The sequence below is a fragment of the Sphingomonas sp. YR710 genome (assembly GCF_900101455.1).
Classification (GTDB): Bacteria; Pseudomonadota; Alphaproteobacteria; order Sphingomonadales; family Sphingomonadaceae; genus Rhizorhabdus.
In genome coordinates, this window is the sequence record NZ_FMZJ01000025.1 from 1 (window position 1) to 25,079 (window position 25,079).

General features: G+C 61.4%; 25 protein-coding genes. 7 read left to right on the top strand and 18 right to left on the bottom strand.

Going from position 1 to position 25,079, the window contains the following annotated elements; all coding sequences use genetic code 11:
* Both BLS13_RS19425 and BLS13_RS19430 read left to right on the top strand, forming a co-directional pair.
* On the top strand, nt 1–89 hold an 89-nt coding region (locus tag BLS13_RS19425; RefSeq protein WP_143012026.1), incomplete at its 5' end, for an SDR family oxidoreductase.
* 110 nt (nt 90–199) lie between these two features.
* Nucleotides 200–1,120, top strand: coding sequence for an SDR family NAD(P)-dependent oxidoreductase (locus BLS13_RS19430; protein ID WP_093454614.1), 921 nt, complete (start codon nt 200–202; stop codon nt 1,118–1,120).
* Nucleotides 1,121–1,171: 51 nt separating this feature from the next.
* On the opposite strand, the gene BLS13_RS19435 is transcribed toward BLS13_RS19430, so the two are convergent.
* From BLS13_RS19435 to BLS13_RS19450, 4 genes are all read right to left on the bottom strand, one after another.
* Entirely contained in the window at nt 1,172–1,966 is a 795-nt protein-coding gene (locus BLS13_RS19435) for an SDR family NAD(P)-dependent oxidoreductase (protein WP_093454616.1), read from the bottom strand.
* Between the two features lie 98 nt (nt 1,967–2,064).
* Nucleotides 2,065–2,394: a Rieske 2Fe-2S domain-containing protein gene (locus BLS13_RS19440; protein ID WP_218123329.1), complete on the bottom strand. Its 330-nt coding sequence runs from the start codon at nt 2,392–2,394 to the stop codon at nt 2,065–2,067.
* Between the two features lie 258 nt (nt 2,395–2,652).
* Nucleotides 2,653–3,258, bottom strand: coding sequence for a TetR/AcrR family transcriptional regulator (locus BLS13_RS19445; protein ID WP_093454619.1), 606 nt, complete (start codon nt 3,256–3,258; stop codon nt 2,653–2,655).
* A 304-nt stretch (nt 3,259–3,562) separates the two neighbouring features.
* The gene (locus BLS13_RS19450) at nt 3,563–4,441 is read right to left on the bottom strand and encodes an HpcH/HpaI aldolase/citrate lyase family protein (protein ID WP_093454620.1); all 879 of its coding nucleotides are present in this window, start codon (nt 4,439–4,441) and stop codon (nt 3,563–3,565) included.
* A 449-nt stretch (nt 4,442–4,890) separates the two neighbouring features.
* On the opposite strand from BLS13_RS19450, the gene BLS13_RS19455 reads away from it, so the two are divergent.
* Nucleotides 4,891–6,921 (top strand): alpha-ketoacid dehydrogenase subunit alpha/beta, encoded by a 2,031-nt coding sequence (locus tag BLS13_RS19455; protein ID WP_093454622.1) that lies wholly within the window; start codon nt 4,891–4,893, stop codon nt 6,919–6,921.
* Between the two features lie 14 nt (nt 6,922–6,935).
* Nucleotides 6,936–7,166: a biotin/lipoyl-containing protein gene (locus BLS13_RS19460; RefSeq protein WP_093454623.1), complete on the top strand. Its 231-nt coding sequence runs from the start codon at nt 6,936–6,938 to the stop codon at nt 7,164–7,166.
* A 322-nt stretch (nt 7,167–7,488) separates the two neighbouring features.
* Here the strand turns inward: BLS13_RS19460 and BLS13_RS19465 are convergent, their stop codons facing one another.
* The 7 genes from BLS13_RS19465 to BLS13_RS19500 form a co-directional block, all read right to left on the bottom strand.
* Nucleotides 7,489–8,856 carry an aromatic ring-hydroxylating oxygenase subunit alpha gene (locus tag BLS13_RS19465; protein WP_093454625.1) on the bottom strand — a complete coding sequence of 456 codons (1,368 nt, stop codon included), beginning with the start codon at nt 8,854–8,856 and terminating at the stop codon, nt 7,489–7,491.
* Nucleotides 8,857–8,915: 59 nt separating this feature from the next.
* Entirely contained in the window at nt 8,916–9,473 is a 558-nt protein-coding gene (locus tag BLS13_RS19470) for a nuclear transport factor 2 family protein (RefSeq protein WP_093454626.1), read from the bottom strand.
* A gap of 60 nt (nt 9,474–9,533) precedes the next feature.
* On the bottom strand, nt 9,534–10,697 hold the full coding sequence (locus BLS13_RS19475) for an acyl-CoA dehydrogenase family protein (protein WP_093454628.1): 1,164 nt from the start codon (nt 10,695–10,697) through the stop codon (nt 9,534–9,536).
* Nucleotides 10,694–11,833, bottom strand: a complete 1,140-nt coding sequence (locus BLS13_RS19480) for an acyl-CoA dehydrogenase family protein (protein WP_093454629.1) — start codon at nt 11,831–11,833, stop codon at nt 10,694–10,696. Before BLS13_RS19480 ends, BLS13_RS19475 begins: the two co-directional genes overlap by 4 nt.
* A gap of 125 nt (nt 11,834–11,958) precedes the next feature.
* The gene (locus tag BLS13_RS19485; protein ID WP_176943698.1) at nt 11,959–12,798 is read right to left on the bottom strand and encodes an enoyl-CoA hydratase/isomerase family protein; all 840 of its coding nucleotides are present in this window, start codon (nt 12,796–12,798) and stop codon (nt 11,959–11,961) included.
* A gap of 178 nt (nt 12,799–12,976) precedes the next feature.
* Complete coding sequence (locus BLS13_RS19495; RefSeq protein ID WP_093454634.1) at nt 12,977–13,576, bottom strand: nitroreductase family protein; 600 nt, start codon at nt 13,574–13,576, stop codon at nt 12,977–12,979.
* 236 nt (nt 13,577–13,812) lie between these two features.
* On the bottom strand, nt 13,813–14,655 hold the full coding sequence (locus BLS13_RS19500) for a TauD/TfdA dioxygenase family protein (protein WP_176943699.1): 843 nt from the start codon (nt 14,653–14,655) through the stop codon (nt 13,813–13,815).
* 552 nt (nt 14,656–15,207) lie between these two features.
* Here BLS13_RS19500 and BLS13_RS19505 point away from each other — a divergent pair.
* The 3 genes from BLS13_RS19505 to BLS13_RS19515 all read left to right on the top strand — a co-directional run bounded on the left by BLS13_RS19505 (nt 15,208) and on the right by BLS13_RS19515 (nt 17,531).
* Entirely contained in the window at nt 15,208–15,480 is a 273-nt protein-coding gene (locus BLS13_RS19505) for a hypothetical protein (RefSeq protein WP_256325989.1), read from the top strand.
* 9 nt (nt 15,481–15,489) lie between these two features.
* Complete coding sequence (locus BLS13_RS19510) at nt 15,490–16,980, top strand: class I adenylate-forming enzyme family protein (protein WP_093454638.1); 1,491 nt, start codon at nt 15,490–15,492, stop codon at nt 16,978–16,980.
* Nucleotides 16,981–17,249: 269 nt separating this feature from the next.
* On the top strand, nt 17,250–17,531 hold the full coding sequence (locus BLS13_RS19515; protein ID WP_093454640.1) for a hypothetical protein: 282 nt from the start codon (nt 17,250–17,252) through the stop codon (nt 17,529–17,531).
* A 74-nt stretch (nt 17,532–17,605) separates the two neighbouring features.
* Here the strand turns inward: BLS13_RS19515 and BLS13_RS19520 are convergent, their stop codons facing one another.
* From BLS13_RS19520 to BLS13_RS19550, 7 genes are all read right to left on the bottom strand, one after another.
* Nucleotides 17,606–18,076 (bottom strand): MarR family winged helix-turn-helix transcriptional regulator, encoded by a 471-nt coding sequence (locus tag BLS13_RS19520; protein ID WP_093454641.1) that lies wholly within the window; start codon nt 18,074–18,076, stop codon nt 17,606–17,608.
* 74 nt (nt 18,077–18,150) lie between these two features.
* Nucleotides 18,151–18,714: a YfbU family protein gene (locus BLS13_RS19525; RefSeq protein WP_218123330.1), complete on the bottom strand. Its 564-nt coding sequence runs from the start codon at nt 18,712–18,714 to the stop codon at nt 18,151–18,153.
* 278 nt (nt 18,715–18,992) lie between these two features.
* Nucleotides 18,993–20,183 carry an MFS transporter gene (locus BLS13_RS19530; RefSeq protein ID WP_176943700.1) on the bottom strand — a complete coding sequence of 397 codons (1,191 nt, stop codon included), beginning with the start codon at nt 20,181–20,183 and terminating at the stop codon, nt 18,993–18,995.
* A 274-nt stretch (nt 20,184–20,457) separates the two neighbouring features.
* A complete protein-coding gene (locus tag BLS13_RS19535) occupies nt 20,458–21,339 on the bottom strand; it encodes an SMP-30/gluconolactonase/LRE family protein (RefSeq protein WP_093454646.1) in 882 nt (293 codons plus the stop codon).
* 88 nt (nt 21,340–21,427) lie between these two features.
* Nucleotides 21,428–23,089, bottom strand: a complete 1,662-nt coding sequence (locus BLS13_RS19540) for an N-acyl-D-amino-acid deacylase family protein (RefSeq protein WP_093454647.1) — start codon at nt 23,087–23,089, stop codon at nt 21,428–21,430.
* A 76-nt stretch (nt 23,090–23,165) separates the two neighbouring features.
* A complete protein-coding gene (locus tag BLS13_RS19545) occupies nt 23,166–24,533 on the bottom strand; it encodes an MmgE/PrpD family protein (protein ID WP_093454649.1) in 1,368 nt (455 codons plus the stop codon).
* A gap of 31 nt (nt 24,534–24,564) precedes the next feature.
* A complete protein-coding gene (locus BLS13_RS19550) occupies nt 24,565–25,062 on the bottom strand; it encodes a LeuD/DmdB family oxidoreductase small subunit (RefSeq protein ID WP_093454650.1) in 498 nt (165 codons plus the stop codon).
* Nucleotides 25,063–25,079 lie beyond the last annotated feature (17 nt).

The following is a 25,079-nucleotide window of genomic DNA, read 5'->3' on the forward strand; positions in this document are numbered from 1 at the left end:
GCACCGTCGCCGCTTTCCTCGCTTCCGACGACGCCTCCTTCATCACAGGGCAGTCCATCATCGTCGATGGCGGGTTCATGGCTCGATAAAATCCAGCAACCAAACGGCACCGGCACTCCCCCCAAAGGGAACCCGCCGGTGCCAGCCATGGATAGCCGGCTCCCATCATAACAGACCGAGGACGCACAAAGGTCAGGACATGGCAGAATTGCGATTTGACGGAAAGGTCGTCCTCATCACCGGCGCAGGCCGCGGCGTCGGGCGCGCCCACGCGCTTTCGTTCGCGGCCCGCGGCGCCAGCATCGTCGTCGCCGATCACGGCGTTGCGCTCGACGGGTCAGGCCATTCGAACAGCCCTGCCGATGACGTTGTCTCCGAAATCCAGGCCGCCGGCGGCCAGGCCGTCGCCTGCCACGAATCGGTAAGCGATGAAAAGGGCGCCGCCGCGATGGTCCAGGCCGCACTCGATAGCTTCGGACGACTCGATACCGTCATCAACAATGCCGGCATCAACGGACCCGAGCTCTTCGAAAATCACACCGCCGACGAATTTCGCCGCATGACCGAGGTTCACTATCTGGGAACCGTCTTCGTCTCGCGCGCCGCTTGGGGGCATTTCATGCACAATGGCGGCGGGCGCATCGTCAATACCATCTCCGAAGGCCCGCTCGGCATCCACGAAATGATGACCGCTTATGGCGGCGCCAAGGGCGGCGTCATCGGCTTCACCCTCGCGCTGGCGGCCGAAGGTCCCAAATATGGCATCAGCGTCAACGGCCTCTCGCCCCGCGTCTCCACCCGCATGTCGTCGCCCGAGGTCATGTCGCACGTCTATGGACGTCCGCTCGAATCCTTCGCGCAGCTCCCCAACATCTTCCCGCCGGAGCTCTGCTCTCCCGCCGCCATCTATCTCGCACACCCGTCATGCCCGCTCAACGGCGTCATGCTCGCATGCGGCGGCGGCCAGGTCCTGCGCATCGCCGTCATGCAAAATCAGGGCTATTCCACCGAAAATCTCGCCGCCGAAGACATCGCTCAAAATGTCGATAAGGTCATCAACATGGCAAACGCCGTCAATATCGGCGTCGGCATCCAAAACCTCAGATCACATCATTCCTGACACAAACACCCCCGGCCTCCCAAATCAGGATAAGCCGGAGGGAATCTTGTATCAGTGCGACGTCGCGGTCACCCCGCCATCGACCGGCAGGTGGACACCGGTAATGTAGCGGCCATCGGGACCGGCAAGGAACAATGCCGCGCGCGCAATGTCCCACGCATCGCCGTCGACCCCCAGGCAGTTGCGACCACCGAGGTTGATCTTGGTCTTATCCAGCCCCGCCCGGAGGATCGAGGTGTCGCGCATCGGCGTATCGATGAGCCCCGGTGCGATACAGTTGATCCGAATGCCATCCCTTCCAAAGGAATCGGCAATATCGACCATCATGCCGGTCATGCCTGCCTTGGCCGCGGAATAAGCCGGGCACCCTTTCCCGCCCTGCCCGCGCATCGCCGCGATCGACGTGATGTTGACGATCGAACCACCGCCGCGTTCGATCATCTTGGGAATCGCCGCCTTGCACAGCAGGAACGGTGCCGTCAGGTTGATCGTGATAACCTTCTGAAGATATTCGGTGGTGGTATCGAGCAGGCCGAACGGGCTTGTCAGCGCCGCGTTGTTGACCAGAATATCGACGCCGCCAAACATCGCGACCGCTTCATCGATCACGCGCGGGGCCTGCGAAACGTCGGAAAGATCGGCAAGTATGATGCCGGCCGTACCGCCTTCGGCTTCGATCAGCGAGAGCGTCTCCTGCGCGCGATCCTCGAACATATCGACGAGCACAACTTTCGCACCCTCGCGTGCAAAAAGCAGGGACATCGCCTTGCCGGTACCCATGCCCGGGCCGCTGGACCCGGCACCTGTGACGATCGCCACCTTGCCTTCGAGTTTCCGATTCTCCATCTCAAATCCTCCCGATTATATGTTCGTTGCGATCGCCCCGGCCGGGATCTGCCGCAATTGCGATGCGGCGCATCGTCCGTGCCCCGATTCAACGGCCTTTAATTTTCCAGTTGATTATCGAAATCGACAAAGATGTCGCCGCCCTCAACCTTTAGCGGATAGGCGGCGATGCGGCATGACGCCGGGCTGACGCCTTTGCCGGTAATGCCATCGATGATCCATCCATGCGCCGCGCAGGTGATGGTAGAACCGTCAAAATGACCTTCCACCAGCGGATAATCCTCGTGCGGGCACACGCCTTCAAACGCCCGCATCACACCCTGACGATCGCGCAGGATGAGCACCTCAATCCCGACGTCCATCAGATAGAAGGAGTTTTTCCCAAGCGGACCCACATCGTCAATTCCGCACACTCTGGTAAAAGTCATGACCCGCCCCGTTCCCGGACAGCCAAAGGGGCGGCCCGCAATTCCAATTGGCACCAGACTGACATGTTCGTCAATCGCCTCCGGTCGCTCCGAAACGGTTCCCGCACTCCAGGGGATCACGGGCCTTCCGAAAAACCTGCAACATCGAAATTTAGGGACTGGCGGCACGCCAGGCAATGACCATGGTTAAACGCAGATAGCTCCCGCAACATGCGGGGTCGCCAATCCTTCCGGCATCATATCGATGTCCACGCCTGGCTATTTCTTAAATATATTCCGCATCGTCATGAACTGTTCGCGGATAAGGTCTTCGATCGAGGCATCTCGCAAACCATCCCGCACATCATCAACGGCCCGGCGAAACAGCAAAAGGCATACCGCCCCCAACAGCTCGCATTCTGCATCCGGCGCATCCAGCCCCTTCCAGGAGCTTAATGCATCCGCGAGAGAACGAGAATTCTGTGTATTTTGAAAATCGGATCGCCCCCGCAGGGTAACCGACGAATCAACGATCTTCTCGTAGCGGACCAGCGCGTCCCTGTTCAACTTGGAGGCCAGACGCACGAGCGTATTGCACATCGCCTCCACCGGATTCAGCGACTTCGGCTGCTCCATCAATGTGTCTGCAACCTTTTCTGCCCAGGATAGCTGCCCCTTGAACAGAAGCTCGTCCTTGGTTTCGAAATATCGGAAGAACGTCCGAACCGAAACTCCGGCCTTCGCAGCGATCTGATCTGTTGTGGTCGCTTCATAGCCCTGCGCCAGGAACAGCTCGAACGCGGCCTCGCGCAAAATATGAGTGGAACGCTTCTTATGGGCAAGGCGACGCGATAATTCGACCGTTTTCGTCGCGTGGGCTGTCATCGTCGCATCCCCTCCATTCACAAAGCATTGCCGCACAAGGCAACGGTTCGACGGTTGAGCCGAGCCTTGCCCGAAGGTCAATCACTCTTGCAAGTGGAGATAAACTTCGCCGCGCGGCCGAAATAGTACCCACTCACGCGGAATGGAAATCGATTTAGTACGTTATGTACGCCCGGCGCTCGACAATTGCGAGGCACGCGCATGGTGTTACACGGCCCATCGGCCAAAGGATGCGCCAATTTTCCGGCCACCGAATCACCCCACGCGCGAAGCCTGCTCCGCGCCGGACGATAAACCGGCCCTTCTACGACAAGCGCGCGGCCGCGATCTGCGCAGCTATTGCGACGAGCTGTCTCGCCTGCTCCAGATGTAGCAATTCGGCCATCCGGCCCTCGACACTGATCACGCCCTTGCCGGCATTTTCGGGAAGCGCGAAAGCTTCGATGACAGCATTGGCCCAGCGCACTTCCTTTTCGCTCGGCGAGAAGATCTCGTTGCACGGATCGATCTGGCCCGGGTGGATCAGGCTCTTGCCGTCGAAACCAAAGAACAGTCCCTGCTCCACCTCGGCACGGAAGAGGTCGAGATCGCGGAACTCGTTGCAGACGCCGTCGAGGATAGAGACGCCGTGCGCCCGCGCCGCCGCCACCGCCAATGACAGGATCGGCAGGAACGGCGTTCTCGCCGGCGTCAGCTTCGCGCGCATTTCCTTCGCGAGATCGTTGACCCCCATCACGAACAACGACAGCCGCGTGGTCGCCGCCATCGCAGCAATGGCGTTCAGTTGCGGCACGCAGGCGCAGGTTTCGATCATCGCCCAGAGCTGCATGTTGGCCGGCGCCCCGGCAAGCGCCTGCTGGCAATACTCAATATCGGCAGGCGACGAGATTTTGGGAACGAGCACCGCATCCGCCCCAGAGCCGGCGATCGCCGCAAGGTCATCGGCGCCCCAGGGGGTGTCGATGGCATTCGCACGGATCGCCAGTTCGCGACGGCCGAAACCGCCTTCTGCGACAGCCGCAAGCGCGGCAGCGCGCGCCTCCAGCTTGGCCTCGGGGGCTACGGCATCCTCAAGGTCGAGAATCACGATATCGGCGGGGAGCGTGCGCGCCTTGGCTATCGCCTTGGCATTGGACGCAGGCAAATACAGCGCGCTGCGCCGCGGTCGTTCGGTCTGGCTCATGCGCGGGGCATAGGTTCAGCGTTCGAAATTTGCGAGCCACTTTTTTTTCACATCGGCCGGCCGCGCACCTGTCATGCTATCCAACATGTCGGCGCGATCACTTACCTTAACATCGCACCTCGGCCCGCCGGAACATATGCTAAACTATCGCCATCATTGGGATATCGACCGTCACAAGGCTGCGGGCAAAAACCGACGCTCCCCACTACATAACTTCGATTTTCGCCCGCCGCACGCCAGAGGGTGAAAATCGCATTCCTCTCTGTGATCAACATCGAATCGCTGACGATTGATATCTCGGCAAGACTGTGTATGGCCTAGCGGTGGGTCAGTTCCCGACAAAAGATCGAACCCGGCTAACGGGATAGACGTGCGGAACTCGTATAAAGATCGGCCTGGAGATGAAGCCCTTTCATGGGTGATCCGCTGACAATTTCAAAGGAGTCGTGATGACGCAAAGCAATCTTGGCGTCGAACCTGAAGTCCTGATGGCGATATACCGGCAGATGGCGCGTATCGCCGCCGTCGACAAGGCGGTGCAGGCCGGCCTTTCAGCGGGCAAATTCACCTTCAGCTACTGGCCCATGGGCGGCCAGGAATGCATCCCGGCGACCATTTCGCAGCTCACCACCACCCGCGATTATATGGTGACCACCTATCGCGGCGTACACGATCAGGTCGCAAAGGGCGTCGCCCTCGAGGGCCTCTTTGCCGAAATGCTCGGGCGCCAGGACGGCGTGAACAAGGGCAAGGGCGGCTCACCGCATATTTCGGATCCTTCGTCGGGTTCGATGCTGACCACCGGCATCGTCGGCGCGGGCGCCCCGATCGCGAACGGCCTGGCCATCGCCGCACAGGAGCGCAAGGAAGACCGCGTCACGATCGTCAATTTCGGCGATGGCGCGACCAGCATCGGCGCGGTGCACGAGGCCATGAATCTGGCCGGCGCGTGGAAGCTTCCCATCATCTTCCTGTGCCAGAACAATCAGTACGGTGAATATACGCGGATTCCCGATTATACCGCGAGCACGAGCTTCGCAGCACGGGCGGAGCCGCTCGGCTTCCGTGGCGTCCGGCTCGACGGCAACGATCCGATCGCCTTCTACAACGCCATGAAGGAAGTCATCGGCAGCGTTCGCGCGGGCAACGGACCGGTTTTCGTCGAAGCCCTGACCTATCGCCTCGGGCCGCACGCCGGCGTGGGCGACAACAACATTGCCCCTGCCGAAGAACTGGCCGCCGCCAAGGCGAATGCCCCCCGCGGCAAGACCCGGGCATTGCTGCTGGAGACCGGCGTCGCGACCGAGGATCAGCTCGCAGCGATCGACGATGCGGCGCGGACCGAGGTCGATGCCGCGCTGGCCAAGGCGATGACCAGCGTGGTGACGCCGGCCAGCGAGACGCTGACCGATGTGTTCGCCGATATCGATTGCGTCCCTCGCCGCGGATATTACCCGCTGCGTCCGGACGCCGAGGAGCCCACGGCCGAAACCCAGGTCATGATGATGTTCGAAGCGGTTCGCGACGCGCAGGATCTGGCCATGGCGCAGGATCCCGAGGTTTTCCTGCTGGGCGAAGATGTCGCCGATCCGCCCGGTGGCGTCTTCGCCACCAGCAAGGGCCTGCAGAAAAAGCATGGCGCCACGCGTGTCCGCCCCACACCGATCGCCGAACAGTCGATCATAGGCGCGGCGATCGGGTCCTCACTGGTCGGCATGCGCCCGATCGCAGAAATCATGTTTGCCGATTTCATGGGCGTCTGCCTCGACCAGATCGCGAACCATGCCGCCAAGCAGCGTTATATGTCGGGTTCGGCCACCCATGCCCCGCTGACGATCCGCATGCTGGTGGGCGGCGGCACAGGCGGTTTCGGTGCCCAGCACTCGCAATCGCTCGAAGCCTGGTTGCTGCACACGCCGGGTCTCAAGGTCGCCTTCCCGAGCAACGCCTATGATGCCAAGGGACTTCTGCTCTCCTGCATCTTCGACGAGGATCCCTGCGTCCACCTCGAATCGATTCAGGTGCTGCGCGGGCTGAAGCAGCCGGTGCCGCTCGGCGACTATCGCATTCCGTTCGGTGTGGCCAAGGTGCGGCGCGAAGGCAGCGACATCACGCTGATCAGCTATGGCTGGCAGGTGAACCAGTGCCTCACCGCCGCTGAAGAACTCGCGAAAGAGGGAATCAGCGCCGAGGTGATCGATCTGCGCACCCTGGTGCCGCTCGATTATGCGCGCGTGCTGGACTCGGTCAAGAAAACCGGACGTGCGCTCGTCGTGCATGCGGCGACCGAATTCTGCGGGCTCGGGGCCGAAATCTGCAGCACGGTAAACGAAGAGCTCTGGGGCAAGCTGAAGTCACCCGCAGTGCGACTTGGCGCCGATTATGCGCCGATCGCTTATTCGAAAGACATCGAAACGGCCCAAATTCCCCATGCGGGCTCGATTGCCGCGCGCGTGCGCGGCATCATCAATCAACGCTAAGAAAGGCATCCTGCGTGTCAACCATTCTCACCATCCCAAAGCTCGAGATGTCGATGACCGAGGCCACGCTTGCCGAATGGAAAGTGGAAAATGGCTCGGTCGTTAAGGAAGGCGATGTCATTTATATCCTCGAAACCGACAAGACGGCGCGGGATATCGAAGCGCCGGCATCCGGCACCCTGACTCAGAAGGCGGAAGCCGGTCAGACCTACGATGTCGGCACGGAAATCGGCGAAATCGCCTGACGATTTGGCGGCGGACGAACCCGCTTAGCCCATATTGATAATAGTCCCATCGCGGGCGGGCACGAGCCCGCCCGCGATGTTGGCTTTTCGCTTTGGTGATAAATGCCCGGCCGGTTACGCGTGAAGCAGCCCGGCTCAGCAACGCAATGCGCAAGCGCCATCGGCCATGGACGCCGCATGCGGCCGCCTTGGTTACACCATCTCAGACATGTTCGCCGCAGTTCCCCGGCGCCGCATCGCGTTCATCCGCCTCGCGGAGCGCGCGGGGCATGTCAGCATCGGACGCGGCTCTTCGCATCCGATGCCAACAGGCAGCATCGCTTTATCGCGCCATATACACGTCGATCATGCGATGCAGGTTCCTGCACCGGACTTCGAGATATTCGGAGAAATGCACTGGCTCATCACCGAGGCTTTTGAGCCCGGCCTGCACCGGTTCCATATTCGAATAATCCTGATCATAGACAGGCGCGAGCGCACCCAGCTCGGGAACCTCCGCCCATTTCTCATCCGGCCCCAGCATCCGCATCGTCGCGGGCTTCGGCATCGGCCCGTCCTTCGGCGCCAGCGTGAACAGGAAGACCTCCATCAACGTCTTATCCGGTCCCAACGGACGGAAACGATAGCTGATCTTGTCCTTGAACCCGCCCCACAGATGGAAGTTCGGAAAGATATCATAACCTTGACCGTCCAGCATGTCGGCGTCGCTATACGTGCTGAAATCGTAGCCCGTGCGGGCGGCCAGCGACTGGCGAACCGATTCGGCAGCAAAGGCCCGTGCCGTCATGCCCTCGGGAAGCTCGATCTTCTTGGACTTGTCGAAGGCGCGGTTGCCCGCCGCCAGCATCAGTTCCACGCGGCGGTTGTCGTCGATCCCGCGATCGAGAAAGGGTCCCGGCGTGATGCCGTTGGGCGCCAGGAAACGGGTAACATGATCCGACAGCACATCGTGTTGACCCGAGTCATAACCTGAAAACAGATTATATTCCGGGTGCGTGCAAATCACATGATGCGCTTCGAGGAACGCCTCGGCACAAACCTTCCAGTTCGCGTTCGCCACCTTGGCGACGTGCGCGGACTTGTAGCAGTTTTCGATCTTCCAATGGGCAAAATGCTCTGGCATCGGCGCGATCACATCGAGCAGAGGCGCAGCATCGTCATCGAAGTTGATGAAGATGAATCCGGCCCAGCTCTCGCTGCGCACGGACAGCAAGGGAACATCGTCGGCCGTGAGCTGCGGGAAATCCCAGGCGAACGGGTTTTCGATCAGCTTGCCGTCAATGCTCCAGGTCAGGCCATGATATGCGCAACGGAAGCTCGTCTTGCATCCCGATGCATTGACGAGTTTGCGCCCGCGATGCCGGCAGACATTCTTGAACGCCCGCACATCACCATTTTCCTGCCGCACGAGGATGACGGCCTGATCGAGCAGCTCATACACATAGGTATCACCGACCTTCGGAATGTCGTCGTCCCGGCAGGCCCACTGCCAGGTCTTCATCCACACCTTCTCGACTTCACGTGCATAGACTTCCGGGCTCGTATAATTGCTCGCCGGGATAGGCTCGGTCCCAAGGTCGCGCGTTGCCGGTGCATAGAAGGCGGGCGACGGCCGTGAATCCGACTTCAGAAGCTCCTGATAGGATATCACAGGCGCTTGGCCCATTTTCACCTTCTGCTGGACGTTCATGTCACTTCCTCCTCATCCGGGCCGACGGGGCGCCGGCGGCGGCGAAAACTGCCGCACATCTAGATATCATAAATAAAGCCACGGCGGCGCTCGTCAAAGCGCAAAGGCCGCTCATAGGACGTATCCGAACGATCGCGGCTCTGATGCACGCCGCTGTTGAGAGCGGCCCTGCCCTCCCCCGACAGCAGCGCCCCGCCCGGCGTACCCGCCCAGTCGCCCACCAGCTTGCGCAGCGCGATCGCCCAGCGTCCGTCCCGCCGCTCAAAGCGGTCGATATAGCGCCCACCCGAAAGCGTCAGCGGCTCGCCCTGCGTATTCATCGCCGCGAACATCCAATAGGTTTCGCAATGAGCGGTGTCGCCGTCAAGTTCGCAGACATGGTTGGTAATGATGTGCTGCGTAGCATGCTGCGCGCGCCCGTGGAAGGCGATCACCCAGTCGGCGAACTCTTCGCGACTCCCGACGAACACCCCGTGATCATCGATAGCGTCTTCGTGATAGACGCTCAGCAGCAATTCGCGGTCGAGCCGATCGACCGCCCGGCAGTAGGTTGCCAGGCAATCTCGGATTGCCTGGCGGTCGGCCAGCATGCGGATCGTTGCGTCGAGGTCGCTCATTGCTACGATCTTGTCTCTCCAGCCGGGCTTTGCAACGCCCCTTCTGCCCCTCGCGCCGAATTATCCCTTGGGCATGCCCAATCCGCGCTCGGCGATCAGGTTGCGCATGATCTCGTTCGAACCGCCGGAGATGGTCGTACCGAAGGTCTCCAGATATTCGTACATCGGCGCGCGGAATTCCTTGCTCATGAACTGGCTGGAAAGCCCCTCGGCGCGAACACGAAAGGCTCCGATCCGATTGTTGAGCGTCGTCCGCGCCATTTTAATCAGCGACGGAGTCATCGAATAGGCCGTGCCCCCGTGCGGCTCACGCAAGAGCGCACGAATCTGTTGCCGCATGGCCTGCATCTCGGCAAACAAGGTGATGAATTCACGCCGCAGTTCCGGATCGTCCAGCCACGCCGCACGGTCCTTCAGAGCCTGATTATAAACATCGACCAGGAAAATCATGTCGCGCTCGCCATAGTCGAAGCTCAACACGCCGCGCTCGGACGAAAGGGTGGACTGCGAGACCATCCAGCCCTTATTTTCTTCGCCGATCAAATTCTCGACCGGAATACGCACGTCGGTCAGGAATATCTCACCGAAGGTCGACGACCCCGTCGACTTGCGGATAGGACGGACCTCGACACCCGGCGTGCTCATGTCCATGATCAGGTAGCTGATGCCCTGATGCTTCTTCGCTTCGAAATCCGTGCGGACCAGCAGCAGGCACTGGCTGGCAAACATCGAGTTGGTCGACCAAATCTTCTGGCCGTTGACGACATAATGATCGCCATCGCGGACCGCCCTGGTCTTCAGCCCCGCCAGATCCGATCCTGCGCCCGGCTCGGAAAAGCCCTGGCACCACAGCTGCCCCTCGGCGACCGCGGGCAAATAGACCTTCTTCTGCTTCTCCGTGCCGTGTGGAATCAGCGTTCCGGGAACATGGTTCAGGCTGATCACGAACATCTCGCTGCCCGGCGAACGCGCCCGCGCGAATTCGTCGGCGATGATGATCTGGTGCTCCAGCTCCAGTCCCGCGCCGCCATATTCGACCGGCCAATGCGGCGTCGCGAGTCCGACCTTGCGGCGCTCGGCCATCCACCACTTCTGGACCTCGAGCAAATCGGCGCCTTTGGCTCGGTTCCACAGGTGCGCCTTTTCGGGCGGCGCCGTTTCGCGGGTCCAGGTTCGTACCGCCTCGCGGAAAGCCTTCAGATCGTCCTTATGCTCCAGGATCACGAGTTCAGCTCCGTCGTCGTCCGGCCCTCACCCAGCGCCCGGTCGAGCAACTGCACAGCCGTATCGCGCAAAGCGCGGTTATTGTTCAGGAGCGCCTCGTTCAGCCGCGCCCGCTTGATGTAGATATGGGGGTCATATTCCCAAGTGTGCCCCACACCGCCGTGCAACTGGATGCAATCGGCCGCAACGAACGCAAAGGCTTCCGTGGCGCCCGCCTTCGCAAGACGCGCCCACATCGCCGCATCGGGCGAGCCTCCATCGAGGCTCTGGACGGCCTGTTCGAGCAGCGCATCCTGCGTCGTGATCTTGCCGATGAGATCCGCCGCACGATGCTTCAGCGCCTGGAACGATCCGATCGGACGATCAAACTGGACGCGCTCCTTGAGATAGTCGACCGTCTTGTGCGCGATGTTATCGGCAGCACCCAAACTGTCCGCCGCGATCGCTACCGCGACATAGCTGCCGAGCAGCAGCCCGGCTGTTCCGTCCGCATCGCTGATCAGCGCAACCGTCGGAGCATTATTGCAGCGCAGTTGGAAAACTTCCCGCGTAAGATCCCAAGACTCGCAGGGCTCGAGCGATGCAGTCCCGTCGGCGATACGGACGACCGCCCAGGCAGCCGCGCCCCCGTCACTCGCCGGCACCAGCGCGAATGTCGCATCCGCCGTCCCTAGCACCTGAATCTCGCCCGAAACCTTGCCATCGACCAACGCCAGACGCCCGATGCCTTCCAGAATCGCCGGAAGGGCAAAACTGTGCTCGCCCGTAGCGGCACCCGCCACCAGTTCCGCACGCTGCGCTTCGCTGCCAACCCGCGACAGCCACTGCGCAACGCATAGTGTCGGCAGAAATGGCCCCGGCGCCGTGCGCGCGCCCAGCTCACGATTCAGCAGCGTCAGCCCCCGCGCGCCCAGCCCTAATCCGCCATCGGCCTCCGGCAATGCCAGCGCCAGCCAGCCGAGGTCGGCGGCCTGCCGCCAAATCACGGGCCCCAGCTCGTTTTCCCGGTCTAGCCAAAGATGCACCGCGCGACTGTTGCACTCTTCAGCCAACATCCCCGCGACACTCTCCCGCAGCGCCTCAAGCTCCGCTTCGTCGAGCGAATCCGTGCGCTCTTCATGTGCAACAGCTGTCATCTTCACCCTTCGCCAAGCACTCTCTCGAAAACACCTTCATCCAATACGCCGCGTGCACCCAGTGGGAGTCACACATGACCCCATGTGCCATCGCGGGCCGGAAGGACGACACGTTCGTCGACTGTTCAGTCTCCGCGGAAAACGCCCTTGCGTTTTTCGACGAAGGCCTGGGTCGCCTCACGAAAATCGTTCATTTTCATAGAGTAAAGCTCGTAGCCTAACGACATTTCAAACGCCGCGCCCGTCATCTGCCGCATCGCGACGTTGAGGGCGGCCTTCGTGTAATTGACTGCGTGAGGCGGCAGATCGCGCAACCGTTCGGCCATTGCCTGAACGTGCGCGTCAAGCTGATCGTCTGGGACACACGCGTTGATCAGACCGATATCCGCGGCTTTTTCCGCCGGAACCGGCTCGCCGGTCATCAGATATTCCTTGGCGCGATGCATACCGACCAGCAGCGGCCAGAGCAGCACACCGCCATCGCCGGCAACCAGACCCGCCTTGACGTGCGAATCGCAAAAGCGGGCACCCGGCGCCGCAAACACCATGTCGCAAGCCAGCGCGAGATTGACACCCAGCCCGTATGCAACGCCGCGCACCTTGGCGAGGATCGGCTTTTCGCAATCGAGAATGCCGCACACATGCTTGCGGGCCTTGCGCGACGTTACGTTCACGGGCTGTACCGTCGACGTCGAAGCGCCACCCAGTGCCTTCTTCGCCAGCCCGGACATATCAGCACCTGAACAGAAGTCGCCGCCATCCCCGGTCAGAATGATGACGCGTACCTCCGGATCGTCCCAGACTTCCTCCCAGATCGTGACGAGTTCATCACCCTGAATCGCAGTTATCGCATTTCGACGGCCGGGGTTGGACAGCGTGATCGTCATGATCCCGTCGGTCAGCGATAGCTGCAGTCCTTCATAGTGCGAATAGCGACTGTCCGTGGCCGCGCCGGATGTGGGCATTATCATCTCCGCTTGTTGCTGATCATGCGCGATATCGCAGATCCACCCAAATCACGATGCTTGATCGCGTCATGGCTCGATGCGTGGTCGGCACGGCTTTCCGGCTCCTTGCAGCGTGGCTGCAAGGAGTCGTGCCCGGCTTATCTCGAAATTCTGGCTTTTCCGTCGATCCCGGCGTTCAGGCCCGCGTCGTCCAGCGGCTGATCACCTCATCCAGCACCGGCCGATCACGCTCTTCAAGCGGTGCGGTCGCCGTTCCGATATAGATGAATCCGGCGATCTTCTCTCCTTCGCCCAGACCCAGGCCGTTCGTGACGATGTCATCATAGGCACACCATTCGGTGAGCCAGTTGGCACCGAAGCCGGCTGATGCCGCCGCGATGAGCATCGTCTGGCAGACAGCCCCGGCGGATAGCCTCTGCTCCCACTCGGGTATCGGCTTTGCCGTCTTCAACGACGAAATGACCGTGACGACGACAGGCGCGCGCATGAAACGATTGCGCTCGAAACGCCGGAGCGACTCGCTCACATTGGCATTTCGCGCGACCAGTGCCTCTTCGAGCAGCGCGCCCAGTTCGGCACGGGCATCTCCCTCGATAACCAGGAACCGCCAGGGAAACAGCTTGCCATGGTCGGGCACCCGGCTGGCCGCCTGGAGAATATCGTGCAACTCGGACGGGCTCGGCCCGGGCTCGCTCATCGCCTTCGCGGAAGACGAACGTCGGCGATGCAACAAATCCATCGTTTCGGGCGATTTCCCCTGAAACAGTTCGGTCATTCATTTCCCTTTCAGAACAGCCCGGTCCAACCGCTGCTGCAAACAATCGTTAACGCGGCGATGCGGCTCATTGGCCGCGAGGCCGGCGTTCACTCAACAATAACCCGCCCGACACCGCGCGATATCCCGTGAGCGCGCACGGCCCGATACCGAACCCCAACCCCTCGAAACCAGCTGCACGATCATTCCTTCGGAATCTGACGCCTGTGACCAGACCCAGATGCGTGCCGCCCGGTTCACGCTGCTGCGTACTGGGGGGCTTCTGCCTTGATATTCGGAATCGGCGCAATCACCTTCCGCAAGGTCCGCGTGGGACCGTTGCGTTCAACATTGCCGCGACCGTGCTGCATCGTGATGTTATCGAACACCAGCAGATCACCATTTTTCCACTCATGTTCATAAACGAGCGCGGGGGAATAGAGATGATCAAAAACCTTGAGCAGCAGCTCCTCGCTCCGGTCTTCCGGCAGCTCGACGATGTTGTGCGTCATCTGCTGGCTGACATAAAGGAGCTGCTTGCCGGTGCGCGGGTGCGTGAGCGGGATCGGCTTGACGGTCGAATGCTCCTGCTTGCGGCCGATCTTGAGAAGATCGTCGCCCCCGCGATGATAGACCTGCCCGGTCTGATGTCGGGCATGCTTGCCATCGAGCTGACGGCGCAGCTCGTCTGGAAGCGAGGCCCAGCCATGTTCGGTGCTCGTCAGCGACGTCGTCGCGGAGCCTGGCTCAACGTTGAGCGCGTAGAGCGACAGTACCTGGAAGGGCTCCTCATGCCACATCATGTCGGCGTGGAACATCAGCCTGCCGCTGGGGGCGAGACCATCCTCCTCCTTGTTGGATACGTGGTTTTCCTTGCGGCTTGCGGTCGCTCCGGCGCTGTCGTCGCCGATCAGCATACGGCAGAGCTTGTCCTGATTGGCGAAACTGATGTCGAGTCCGCGAATGACCAGCGCTCCGCGCGCATCAAAGGTTTCCCTCAGCAACGCATAGGTTTCACGATCCCACTCTCCGCGGGGATCCAGACCGATCACTTCGGCGCCAAATCCTTCGCTCAGATTTCGAATTTCGCAATCAACCATGGCATTCATCTCCTCGACGCCCGATCAGCGGCCTGCGGAGCCCTGCCCGGATGCGCTACCGGAAGCTGCGGGATGGGTAGGCGCGCGTTCCAGCGCCTGGCCAGCCTGCACGCAGCGCCCGATTCTGTCATACGGGTGACACTATAATAGGCGTTCGCAGGCGACGTCAAACCTTTCAAATGCCTCCTGACGCCATCGCGGAATAGCGCCATGCCAGTGATCTCGCCTCCTCCGCCCGGCACCGCCACAATCGGGGATCGCCGCGAGGATTCCGGTTTCGGGAATGCCGCGACGCGCGCAGGCGTTTGAGTCCTGAAAGCAGGCGTAGTTGACATCCATACTCGCGGCCCTCCCGATTTTTGCGCTTTGGACGCATTGAATCCGGACAATAACCTAGCGATATATAATCTAGCGATATAACGGCGTCATCGGAGCATATAGATTTGTCTTGATGGACTTCAGCTGCGAATGGGATAGGAGCAATATGCTGAAGGCTGTGGGGCTGTCGCCTGAGCGCCTACATAAGGATTGGGTATGAAGTCGGGTACGAAATTGAAAAGCGCCGTGTGCGACACCGAGGTCATGGTGATCCGCTGTGGCGACGGCACGATCGAATGCGGCGGCGCGCCGATGGCCGAGGCGAAGCCCGCCGACGCCGGCACGATCAGCCCGGACCACGCGGCCGGGGCGATGATCGGCAAGCGCTATGTCGATGCAGGCGGCTCGTTTGAACTGCTGTGCGTCAAATCCGGCAAGGGCACGCTTGCGGTCAACGGCGTTGCGCTCGAGGTCAAGAGCGCAAAACCTCTCCCCGCCTCGGACTGACGCACCGCAGTGAATATATCGCTATTCCTGGAAATGGCCGCGGATGCGGCTCCCGACCGCATCGGCATTGTCTGTGACGGCCAACGCTGGAGCTACGAAGCTTTGCTGGCTGGGGCCCGTGGTGCCGCGGAGTTGATTCGGCAAAGTGGCTGCGAGCATGTCGCGCTGCTCGATGAGAGCAGCGAGGCCGCAGTGATCGCGCTGTTCGGTGCGGCTCTGGCGGGTGTGCCCTATGTGCCACTCAACTACCGGCTGGCCGATCCCGATCTCGCGGCATTGCTCGAACGGATCACACCCGCACTCATCGTCGGGGATACGCAGCGCGTAACCCGTTTATGCTCCGCCCCTGGCAACGTCGTCCTGCCCCGCGCCGAGTTCGTGAAGGCGGCGCTCGATGCATCGGCAGATGCAACGACGGAGGGAGATGCTGGTGAAGGCATCGCCATCCAGTTGTTCACCAGCGGCACCACGGCGGCCCCCAAGGCGGCGATCCTCCGACATTCCAACCTCGTGTCCTACATTCTGGGGACGGTCGAGTTCGCGTCGGCCGCCGAAGATGATGCGGCCCTGGTGAGCGTCCCGCCCTATCACATCGCCGGAATTGCCGCGTTGCTGAGTTCGATCTACGCATTGCGGCGCATTCTGCTGCTGCCGGCGTTCGATCCTGGCGCCTGGCTCGACCTCGCTGCTGGCGAACAGGCCAGCAACGCCTTTCTTGTCCCGACCATGCTTTCGCGGGTCATCGCTGCGATGGATGCGGGCAACCGCCCTGAGCTGACGCTGCGCGCGATCGCTTATGGTGGCGGCAAGATGCCGCTGGAACTGATTCAGCGCGCTCTGGAGCTGTTTCCTGACACCGGCTTCACCAACGCTTATGGGTTGACAGAAACGAGCTCGACGATCGCGCTGCTCGGCCCCGACGAGCATCGGGAGGCCCACGCCGCAGACGATCCGGCTGCCCGCGCACGGCTTGCCTCGGTCGGTCGGCCATTGCCGACCGTCGAGATCGAGATTCGTGACGAGGACGGCAAGCCGCTGCCTGTCGGCGAACGCGGTGAAATCTATGTGCGCGGTGAACAGGTCTCTGGGGAATATCGCGAGCGTAGCGCGCTCGACGCCGAGGGCTGGTTCCCGACACGCGACGCCGGCTGGATCGACGAGGAGGGATACCTTTTTCTCGCAGGTCGCGCCGACGATGTGATCGTGCGTGGTGGTGAAAATATATCCCCAGGCGAGATCGAGGATGTCCTGCTGGGTCATCCGGCTGTCGCGGACGTCGCTGCGGTCGCGATTCCTTCGCTTGAATGGGGCGAAGCCGTAGGCGTGATGATATCGGTCCGGCCCGGGCACCCGCGGCCTTCCGAGGAGGAATTGAAGGCTTTGGTTCGCGATCGCCTTCGCTCCTCGCGCGTACCGGAAAAAATCCTGTTCGCCGATGCGCTGCCGTATAACGAAATGGGCAAGCTTCTCCGTCGCGAGATCAAAAAGCACTTCGCCTGATCGATTATCGTTCGGGAAATGACCCGCCCCATCGGGCGAGCGTCGGGCACGATCGTGACCTTAAGATCGTGCCCACTCCCTCCATAACTCGCTGTCGCAAGCCCCCCCCTCACGCGCATTCGCCCATCAATTTCGAACGCTGCACGCCTCAAAAATGCAATTGCAGTTCCCACACCTTGCAGTGCAGCAAAAGCAATTGCATTTCAGCCCTCCGCGATTAGCTAGCCTGCTATCTAATTCAGCATCTTGCTCAGTTCTGGAGGCCTTCAATGCGTTCATTTCTTCTCGCCCTTATTATCGCCGTCTCCGCCACCCCTGCGCTGGCGGAACCCGCCAGCCAGCCAGCCGCCGCGGCCGCACCTGCGGCCAGCCGGGGGATGATGTTGCGGGATGCAAACAACCTGCGCCTCGCTCCGATCGATCTGGTGAAGACCGACGGCTCTGTCGGGATCATCCTCGACTCGCGCTTCGTGCTAGTACCGGCCAACACGCTGAGCTTGGTTGATGGCAAGCTGACGACCAAGCTTACCAAGGCCGAATTGAGCCGCTGAGAAGCCTCACGGGCTTCGGCTTCTTCTCGTCGATATCGACCGGCGCGGAACCCTTTTCCGCGCCGGCTTTCTTTTCAGTCCACCGATCCGCCATTGGCATGGGGGTCGGAATCGGGAGCCGGCGCGCTCTGGACATTATCGATGACACGCTGCAGCAAATCCTCGAGCTGCGCCTCCTCGGCATCGGTCAGGCCACGAATGGTGGTCCGCTCCTCTTCCCGGCCAAGTGCCGATAATTGTGTCAGGATCGGCGCGGCATCCGGCGTAAGATAGACACGGTTCGCGCGGCGATCCTCGGGATCCGCGCGGCGCTCGACACAGCCTGCCGCTACCAGGCGGTCGAGGATACGCCCTGCGGTCACCGAATTGATCTCCAACCGCGCTGCGAGGTCGCGCTGCGACATGCCTTCCTGCGCGGCGATCGTGGCAATCATCCGCCATTGCGCGCGGGTGAGGCCGATTGCGCGCGCGCGCGCATCAAACCGCGTGCGCAACAGCCGCGCGATCAGCGAAACCTTGAATCCGATGGCCGGCGCAGCGCGCATATCTTCTCCCCCCAACCTTCAGGCCTGATCACCGTGTATCTCGCGCGGGCCACCCTTTGCCACATCACCGACTGTCAGTGTTCGATCTGAAATTGCTCGAGAAGCGCGGCAAGTTCGGGGCCGGTCAGGAGGCGGTCGGCCGGATCGCTTTCCAATTGATCGAAATATTGAAGCATTTTCTTGTACCTGCCGACCAGAACTTCTCCGGAAACGCGGCCAGCATGGCGCCGGAAGGCCGGAAACAGGTTCATGCGTTCCGTCATGAAGCGCGCGATGCTTCGGTAATTGGCCTCGCTCTCGTCATGCCATCCGGGGAAGGATAATTCCGCGGTGAGACCGGCATCCTGCATGATCCGGGCCTTCTCCGGTTCCGGCAGCGCATGAAAGCTTTTCTCGATCAGGCCCCACATGGTGAGGATACGAATCACGAGGTCAGCATGCGCCTGTCCGTTGACATGGCGGTGCGCCAGACTGGGATACTGCCATTCGAGCGCCCATATATGCCCGCCCTGAATCGCATATTCCAGAAAATCGGGATCGATCATCCCTTTCGCTTCAACCTTGCGATTGAGATCGCAAAGCATCGACAGGATCAGCTTTTCACCTGGGGAGACCGACGGGCTCTCAGCGCTCCGCAATCCGATCCGCACAAGTTCGTTAATAGCCTGGGAGCGCGTCAGACGGGGTCTCTGAGTATCTCGCCACGCATCGATCCGGCCATGCAAATCCGGACCAAGCGTGAGTGCTCCTTCGTCCTGCTCCAAGCCCTGCCTCCTTGTCGGTGATATCCGCGCCGTTGCCTGACCGCACGCTGGCGCCGTTGCCGCGTCAAGCTACAGCCGCCAAATCGCGATCGCCCATCTACGCACGGTGCCCAAAGTTCGTCAACGCGCCGATGCGGGCCGATCCGGAAGGGTCAGATCTGGGCCTCCTTCAACAGCCCTGGCCGCGGCATCGCGACAAAGCACAAGCTGCAGACGAGCACGCACCCGATCGTAAGCCACATGAAAGCGGTATAATCGCCGGTCGTGTCGAAAATGCGCGATGCAATGGCAGGCCCTATCCCAGCGCCGAACGACAACGCCAAAAGCACGCCGCCAAATAGCGAGCCGAAATTGCGCAGGCCGAAATAGCGCGTCGTCAGATAGCCGAAAATGTCGAGTTCGGCGCCCATCGCCAACCCGAACAGCACCGCCGCCAGACGGCAACTCGCGGGATTGACGCCCTGTACCAGCAGGATCGCGCAGCCAAGTGCCGGAAGCAAAAAGACGAAAGCGCCGACCCGGGCTGCATTCATACGGTCGATCACGAATCCTGTGCCGAGCCGGCCCGCAATCGATGACAGTCCAATGAGCGCCGCGATCTTAGCGGCCTGAACCGGCGCCATGCCCCCGCCTATTTCGATCGCGATAAAATGCATCGTCATCGGCGGAAGCACGAGCGTGTATAGCGCGCCGATGAACAGGAGGCGAAGATAGACTGAAGAGCGCAACCCTTGCTTCAGCGTCATCCCGGGCTCACCGACGGCCTGCGCACGCGCGGCCTCGTGAGTCTGATGATCACGCTTGCTCCGGAAGAACAGGAATATGAACGGATAGGCGACCGCGATCCAGATCAGGGACTCATAGGCCATCGCCCGGTGCCAGCCGAACCGCACGATAAGCTCTGCACCCAACCATGGAAACAGCGCGCCCGCCAACGATGCGCCGCACATCGAAACGCCAAGCGCCAGTCCCCGCGATGATCGAAAATGACCGGAGATCGCGCTCGTCCAGACCGTCGACTGTACCGGCAACGCCATCACGCCCATGAGTAGCCAGAGCAAGATCCAGTTGGCCGTGCCGCCCGACGCTGTTGCGATCATGGCAAAGCCCAACGGTGCGCTCAACATCCCGATCAGCCCGATCCTGCGCGATCCGAACTTGTCGACCAGCATTCCGAGCGGAACGGCGCCAAGCGCCTGCACCAGCAACACCACCGTCAGGCCGAGCGTCGTTATGGAGCGAGACCAACCAAAGTCGGCCGCAACGACCACGATGAACGGTGCGAACCCGTTGATGTGGAAAACCGCCGCCGCATGGCCGATGGTTCCGGCGAAAGGCAGCAAGGGCGCGCTGCGCCATTCCGCGATTCCCGCTCTCTTATCGCCTTGTGCATGCTCCGATTCCACAGTCTTTCAACTCCCCTTCCAACCACGGCCCGTGTTACGGCGCCCAGCGTTCCTCGCATCCGCCAAGGCAGGCAATTCTGCCTGTTGTCGCTACGGGCCGCTCGTTAAGCGACGCATGTCACGGATGTTGCTCGCGCGCCTGACAAATGGCCATCATTGGCGGATAAATTCCATCCGCCCAAACGGCTCCCGCGCCAATTCGGCGGCGATTTCATGCCAGCAAAGCTTCGGGAATCCCGCGAAAACGCGTTTCCACAGCGAAGATGTCTCCGCCCAGTGGCGACACCGGGCGATTCAACGACGCCTCTATGCGGCCCGACGTGATATATAGCGTCGACATGTTCGGGCCGCCGAACGTCACCATGGTGGGAACCAGGACCGGAACGTCGAACTGAAGGTCGAGCGCGCCATCGGGGGTGAACCGGGCAACCTTGCCCGTGATGCCGAACGGCACGGCCGTCCACAGACAGCCTTCCGAATCGACGGTCGCACCATCGGGAATGCCGAACCCATCGGGCATCGTCGCGAACACCCGGGGATTGGATGGCGTCCCCGAGGCAGGATCATAATCATAAGCGAGGATGTACCGATCCATCGATTCCGCCCGGTACATCGTCGTTCCATCCGGACTGAAAGCCGTGCCATTCGGGACTTTTATACCCTCGATACCAGGCCTGACCCGGCCGGCCTCATAGCAATAGAACGTCCCTTCACCCGGCCCGTCAATCTTGAAGGCGAACGGGATCGAGCCGACCCAGAAGCGGCCCTGGCGATCAACCTTGCCGTCGTTAAACCTGAAAACATCGGGATCAAATGGCGCATCGCAAATCCGCGCGAGTGCACCGGTAGCGAAATCGAAATCATAATAGCCGCGGTTCGTAGCAATCACGGCACCGCCTTTACGAAAGGCGAAGCAGCCCGGTATGGCGCCAATGGGCCAGACCCGGTTCGTTCCCCGGGCCGGATCAAAGCGGTTGATCGTCTGTTTCTCGATATCGACCCAGAAGAGCGCCCCTTGCTCGATCGACCAGGCAGGCGCCTCGCCGAGCGTCGCCTTTACATCGAGCACGTGCCGAACTTCGAACTCAGCCACCCTCGCCTCCGATCATCTGTGCCCGGCATGCTGTGCGGATCACCGAAGCGGCGCCCCCCCCGGCGCCCCGCTCCGGTGATCCCGGCTATCAAGCCCGCAACAGCAAACCCGGCACCGCGCTGGTGCGCTCGCCCTTTTCGATGATCGGCGTGCCGTTCACGATAACATAAGGCACGGCGCGTGCGCGCTTGACCAGGCGCATGGCCGTTCCACCAGGGAACGGCTTCGTTTCGAGCAACTCCGGCTGAACCTTGTCCGCATCGAAGATGACTACGTCCGCCGCAAGGCCGGGCGCCAGGGTGCCGCGATCCTTGATGCCCATGAAGTCCGCGACTTCGGACGTCAGCGCCGCGACGCCTTCCTCCAGCGTGAAGGTGCCCTTCTCGCGCACCCAATGCTGCAGGAAATAGGTGGGGAAATCCGCGCCGGCAAAGGTCTGCAGATGGGCACCGCCATCCGACACACCGATGAGCGTGGACGGGCTGCGCAGAATCCGTTCCGCATCGGATTCATCCGCCTTGAAACGCCCGCGCAGCAGGAAGATTGTGTCCAGGCCATCGTCGAGCGCGATGTCGAACATCAGATCGATCGGATCGACACCGCGCTCCTCGGCGATATCGATCAGATAGCGGCCGACCAGCGGCTTGAGCTTGGGGTTGTCGACCTTCTCCACCGAAGCCGCGGCAAGGAAGCGCACGCCCTTCCAATATTCCGCGAGCCGGGCACGCCATGCCGGATCCGCCATCGCGGCCATCTGCTGTTCGCGTGGCAGACCGCAAAACTCGCGCCATGCTGCCTGGCCCGAATATAGCGGCGAAATCTGGCTGAGATTGTAGCGGGTTTCGGCGGGCTGGCAGCGCGCGACCACACGCACGTCGCGTCCCTGGCGGATTTCCTCCTCCATGAACTCGAGCGTCCCGAGCCAATCGGCAGCACCCGCGCCGAAATCGTTCCACGAAATGGTGATGCCCGATGCCTTGGCGAGGCGCGACATCAATGCCTTATCTTCGGGCGAGATGCCTTCGCGCTTGCTGCGCGGATTGAGCGCGAAGCTCCGCCGCCCCATACGGCCGACAGCAACCGCGAGCGCCTCCGTCTCGTCGTCAGCGGCGAAAAAGGACGGGACATGCCCACCCGAACCGTCAATGTGGTGCGGTGAGAAGCTGGTGCTCACGCCCCATGCACCGGCCTTCATCGCCTCTTCGGCCAGCCGCACCATTTCACCGATCTCGGCCGTGGTCGCCTCGCGCTTGAGCGAATCCTCACCCATGACATAGCGGCGGACGGCGGCATGGCCGAATTGGGTGAGGACGTTCACCCCGCACTCGACCTTTTCGAGCTTGTCGAGATATTCGGGGAATGTCTCCCAATCGATCGACGTATTCTGCTCGAGCACGTCCATCGGCACTTCCTCGGTCGCGCTGAACAACCCGAGAGCATATGGCTTGTCATCCGGCCGGACCGGGGCGAGCGTGAAGCCGCAATTGCCGACCACGATCGTGGTGATGCCGTGCCAGGTCGCCGGGTCGATCGTCGGATCCCAGAACATCTGCGCATCATAATGGGTATGGCAGTCGATGAAGCCGGGGGCCACGATCAGGCCGGCGGCATCGATTACCTGGGTCGCCTCGCCGTCGACATCGCCAACTGCGGCGATGCGGCCGTCCTTGATCGCGACATTGCCTTTGTAGCGCTGCGTCCCGGTGCCATCAATGATGGTGCCACCCTTGATCAGCAGATCATACGTCATTCTCGTTCACTCCTGTCTCGACGGGGTCGGCGGGCCGATCGCGCGCCGATCAGAGCGCTTCGGGAGCCGACGACGGTCAACTAGCGGGTTCGGCGATGCGCAAGGCCTTGCCCAGCTCGCGAATATCTTCAACCTGTTCCAGCCGGTCGCAAAACGCAATCACCCGTTCGCGCTGCGCCAAGGGGACGAGCGCATCGGTGCATTCGTGAAACTTGCCCAGAACTTCCTCGCGGGTCAGCGGATCGGCAGGATTGCCGTGCGCGCGATTGACCGTTTCCGCGATCGTCTCGCCGCTGTTCAGCGTCAGCACCACGCGGCTGGCAATACCGGCTTCGTTGTGGGGATGAACCACCACCTTCTTCATCAGTTCGCGGGCCTCGGGCCGCTGCACGGCTGCGTCGCTATACTGATGCAGCCCCGCCTTGCCGTCGAGGGCGATCGTCGCCAGATCATATTCCAGGCTATATTTGCCTTCCAGCCCAGTCTCGGGCGACCGATAGGGCATCATCGGCATCAGGAACGCCGGGATCTCCACATCGATTTTCGTGATCTCGTCGTGCCGGGTCGGACGGTCGCGGACGATCTTTTGCAGCGCGTCCTGCGCCCAGTGGCTTGCGCCGCAGCAGGCATGGAGGCGGAGCGTCGACCCCAGTTTCGCCATCGCCCAGCTTCCCAGGCCATCGAGCATGGCATTTGCTTCGCCGGTTTCAAAGCTGAGCAGGCGAGCGACGCCGATATCGCCGTCCATGATCTCGTCATTGGCGGTAAAGCCCAGCGCAACCAGTTCGGCTGCCATGACCCCGTGCATAGCCGCATTGCCGGCGACAAAACCCTTGGTATCGCTGCCGCGATTCTTGAGCATGCCCGCCATCGTCGAAGCGGCGTGACCCATCGCCATGCGGGTCTGTGGAACGTCCAGCCGCATCATCCGCGCCGCCGCCGCAGCGACGCCGATCGCCGGAAGAAAACCCTGGTTGAACCATCCGCGGTTGAGCAACGTATTGCCGCGCGGATCGGCGGTAACCTTCGATGTCTGGGCAATGATTTCATAGCCGACCATCCAGCCCAGGATCACGTCCCGCCCCGAACATCCCAGCTTTTCGCCGAGCGCCAGCGTGGCGGCGGTCATCGGATTGGCATAATGTCCACTGCCGACCGCGATGTCGTCATATTCGAGCGCATGTCCTGCCGCGGCATTGGCCAGAGTGGCATATGAAGCACTGGTGGTGAAACCCGCGCCCAGCACCGTGCAATCGCCGCGTGCGCCCTGCTCACGCACCCAGCGGGTCATGATCTGTCCGGTCGAAACCGACATGCCCGCGAACGCAACGCCGATCGAGTCGATAAACCGCTCGCGCACCCGTGCGACGCCGATTTCCGGCACATTTTCATATTTGGTGGCGACGACCCATTCTGCCAGCGTCTCTGTAACGGATTTGGTCATCGCCTGCCTCTCTCTTCCGGTCGATCGGCCATCAGGCCAGAAAGCCTTCTTTTCTCAAAACCACTTCGACACCGCCGTTTTCGACGATTGTCTGAATTTCCTGTGGAAGCGCCTGGCCCTTGAGCGCGGTGCCCTTGGTCAGGTTCCGCACTTCGCCGGTGCCCCAATCGACTTCGGCGATATCGCCTTCGTCGAAAGCGTCCAGAATGCCGGTGCACGGCAACGAAGCCAGGCCGGCATTGACGCAATTGCGCAGACCGAGCCCGTTGAAGCTTTCGGCGACCACCGCGGCCACACCCAGCTGGACGAAAACGTCGCCGATCGGACGTCCCGAACCGACACCGAAATTCGTGCCCGCAATCAGGATGTCGCCCGGCTTGACCTCATCGACCCAGCCCGGCCGATTCGCCACGAAGCAATGTTGCGGCTGTTCCTCGCGCTTCATGTAGATCGCGAAGTTCGGAATAACGAGATCGGTGTTGATGTCGCTTCCGAACTTCCACACCTTGCCTGTAACTTTCTTGCTCATCTCAACTCCTGAACCTG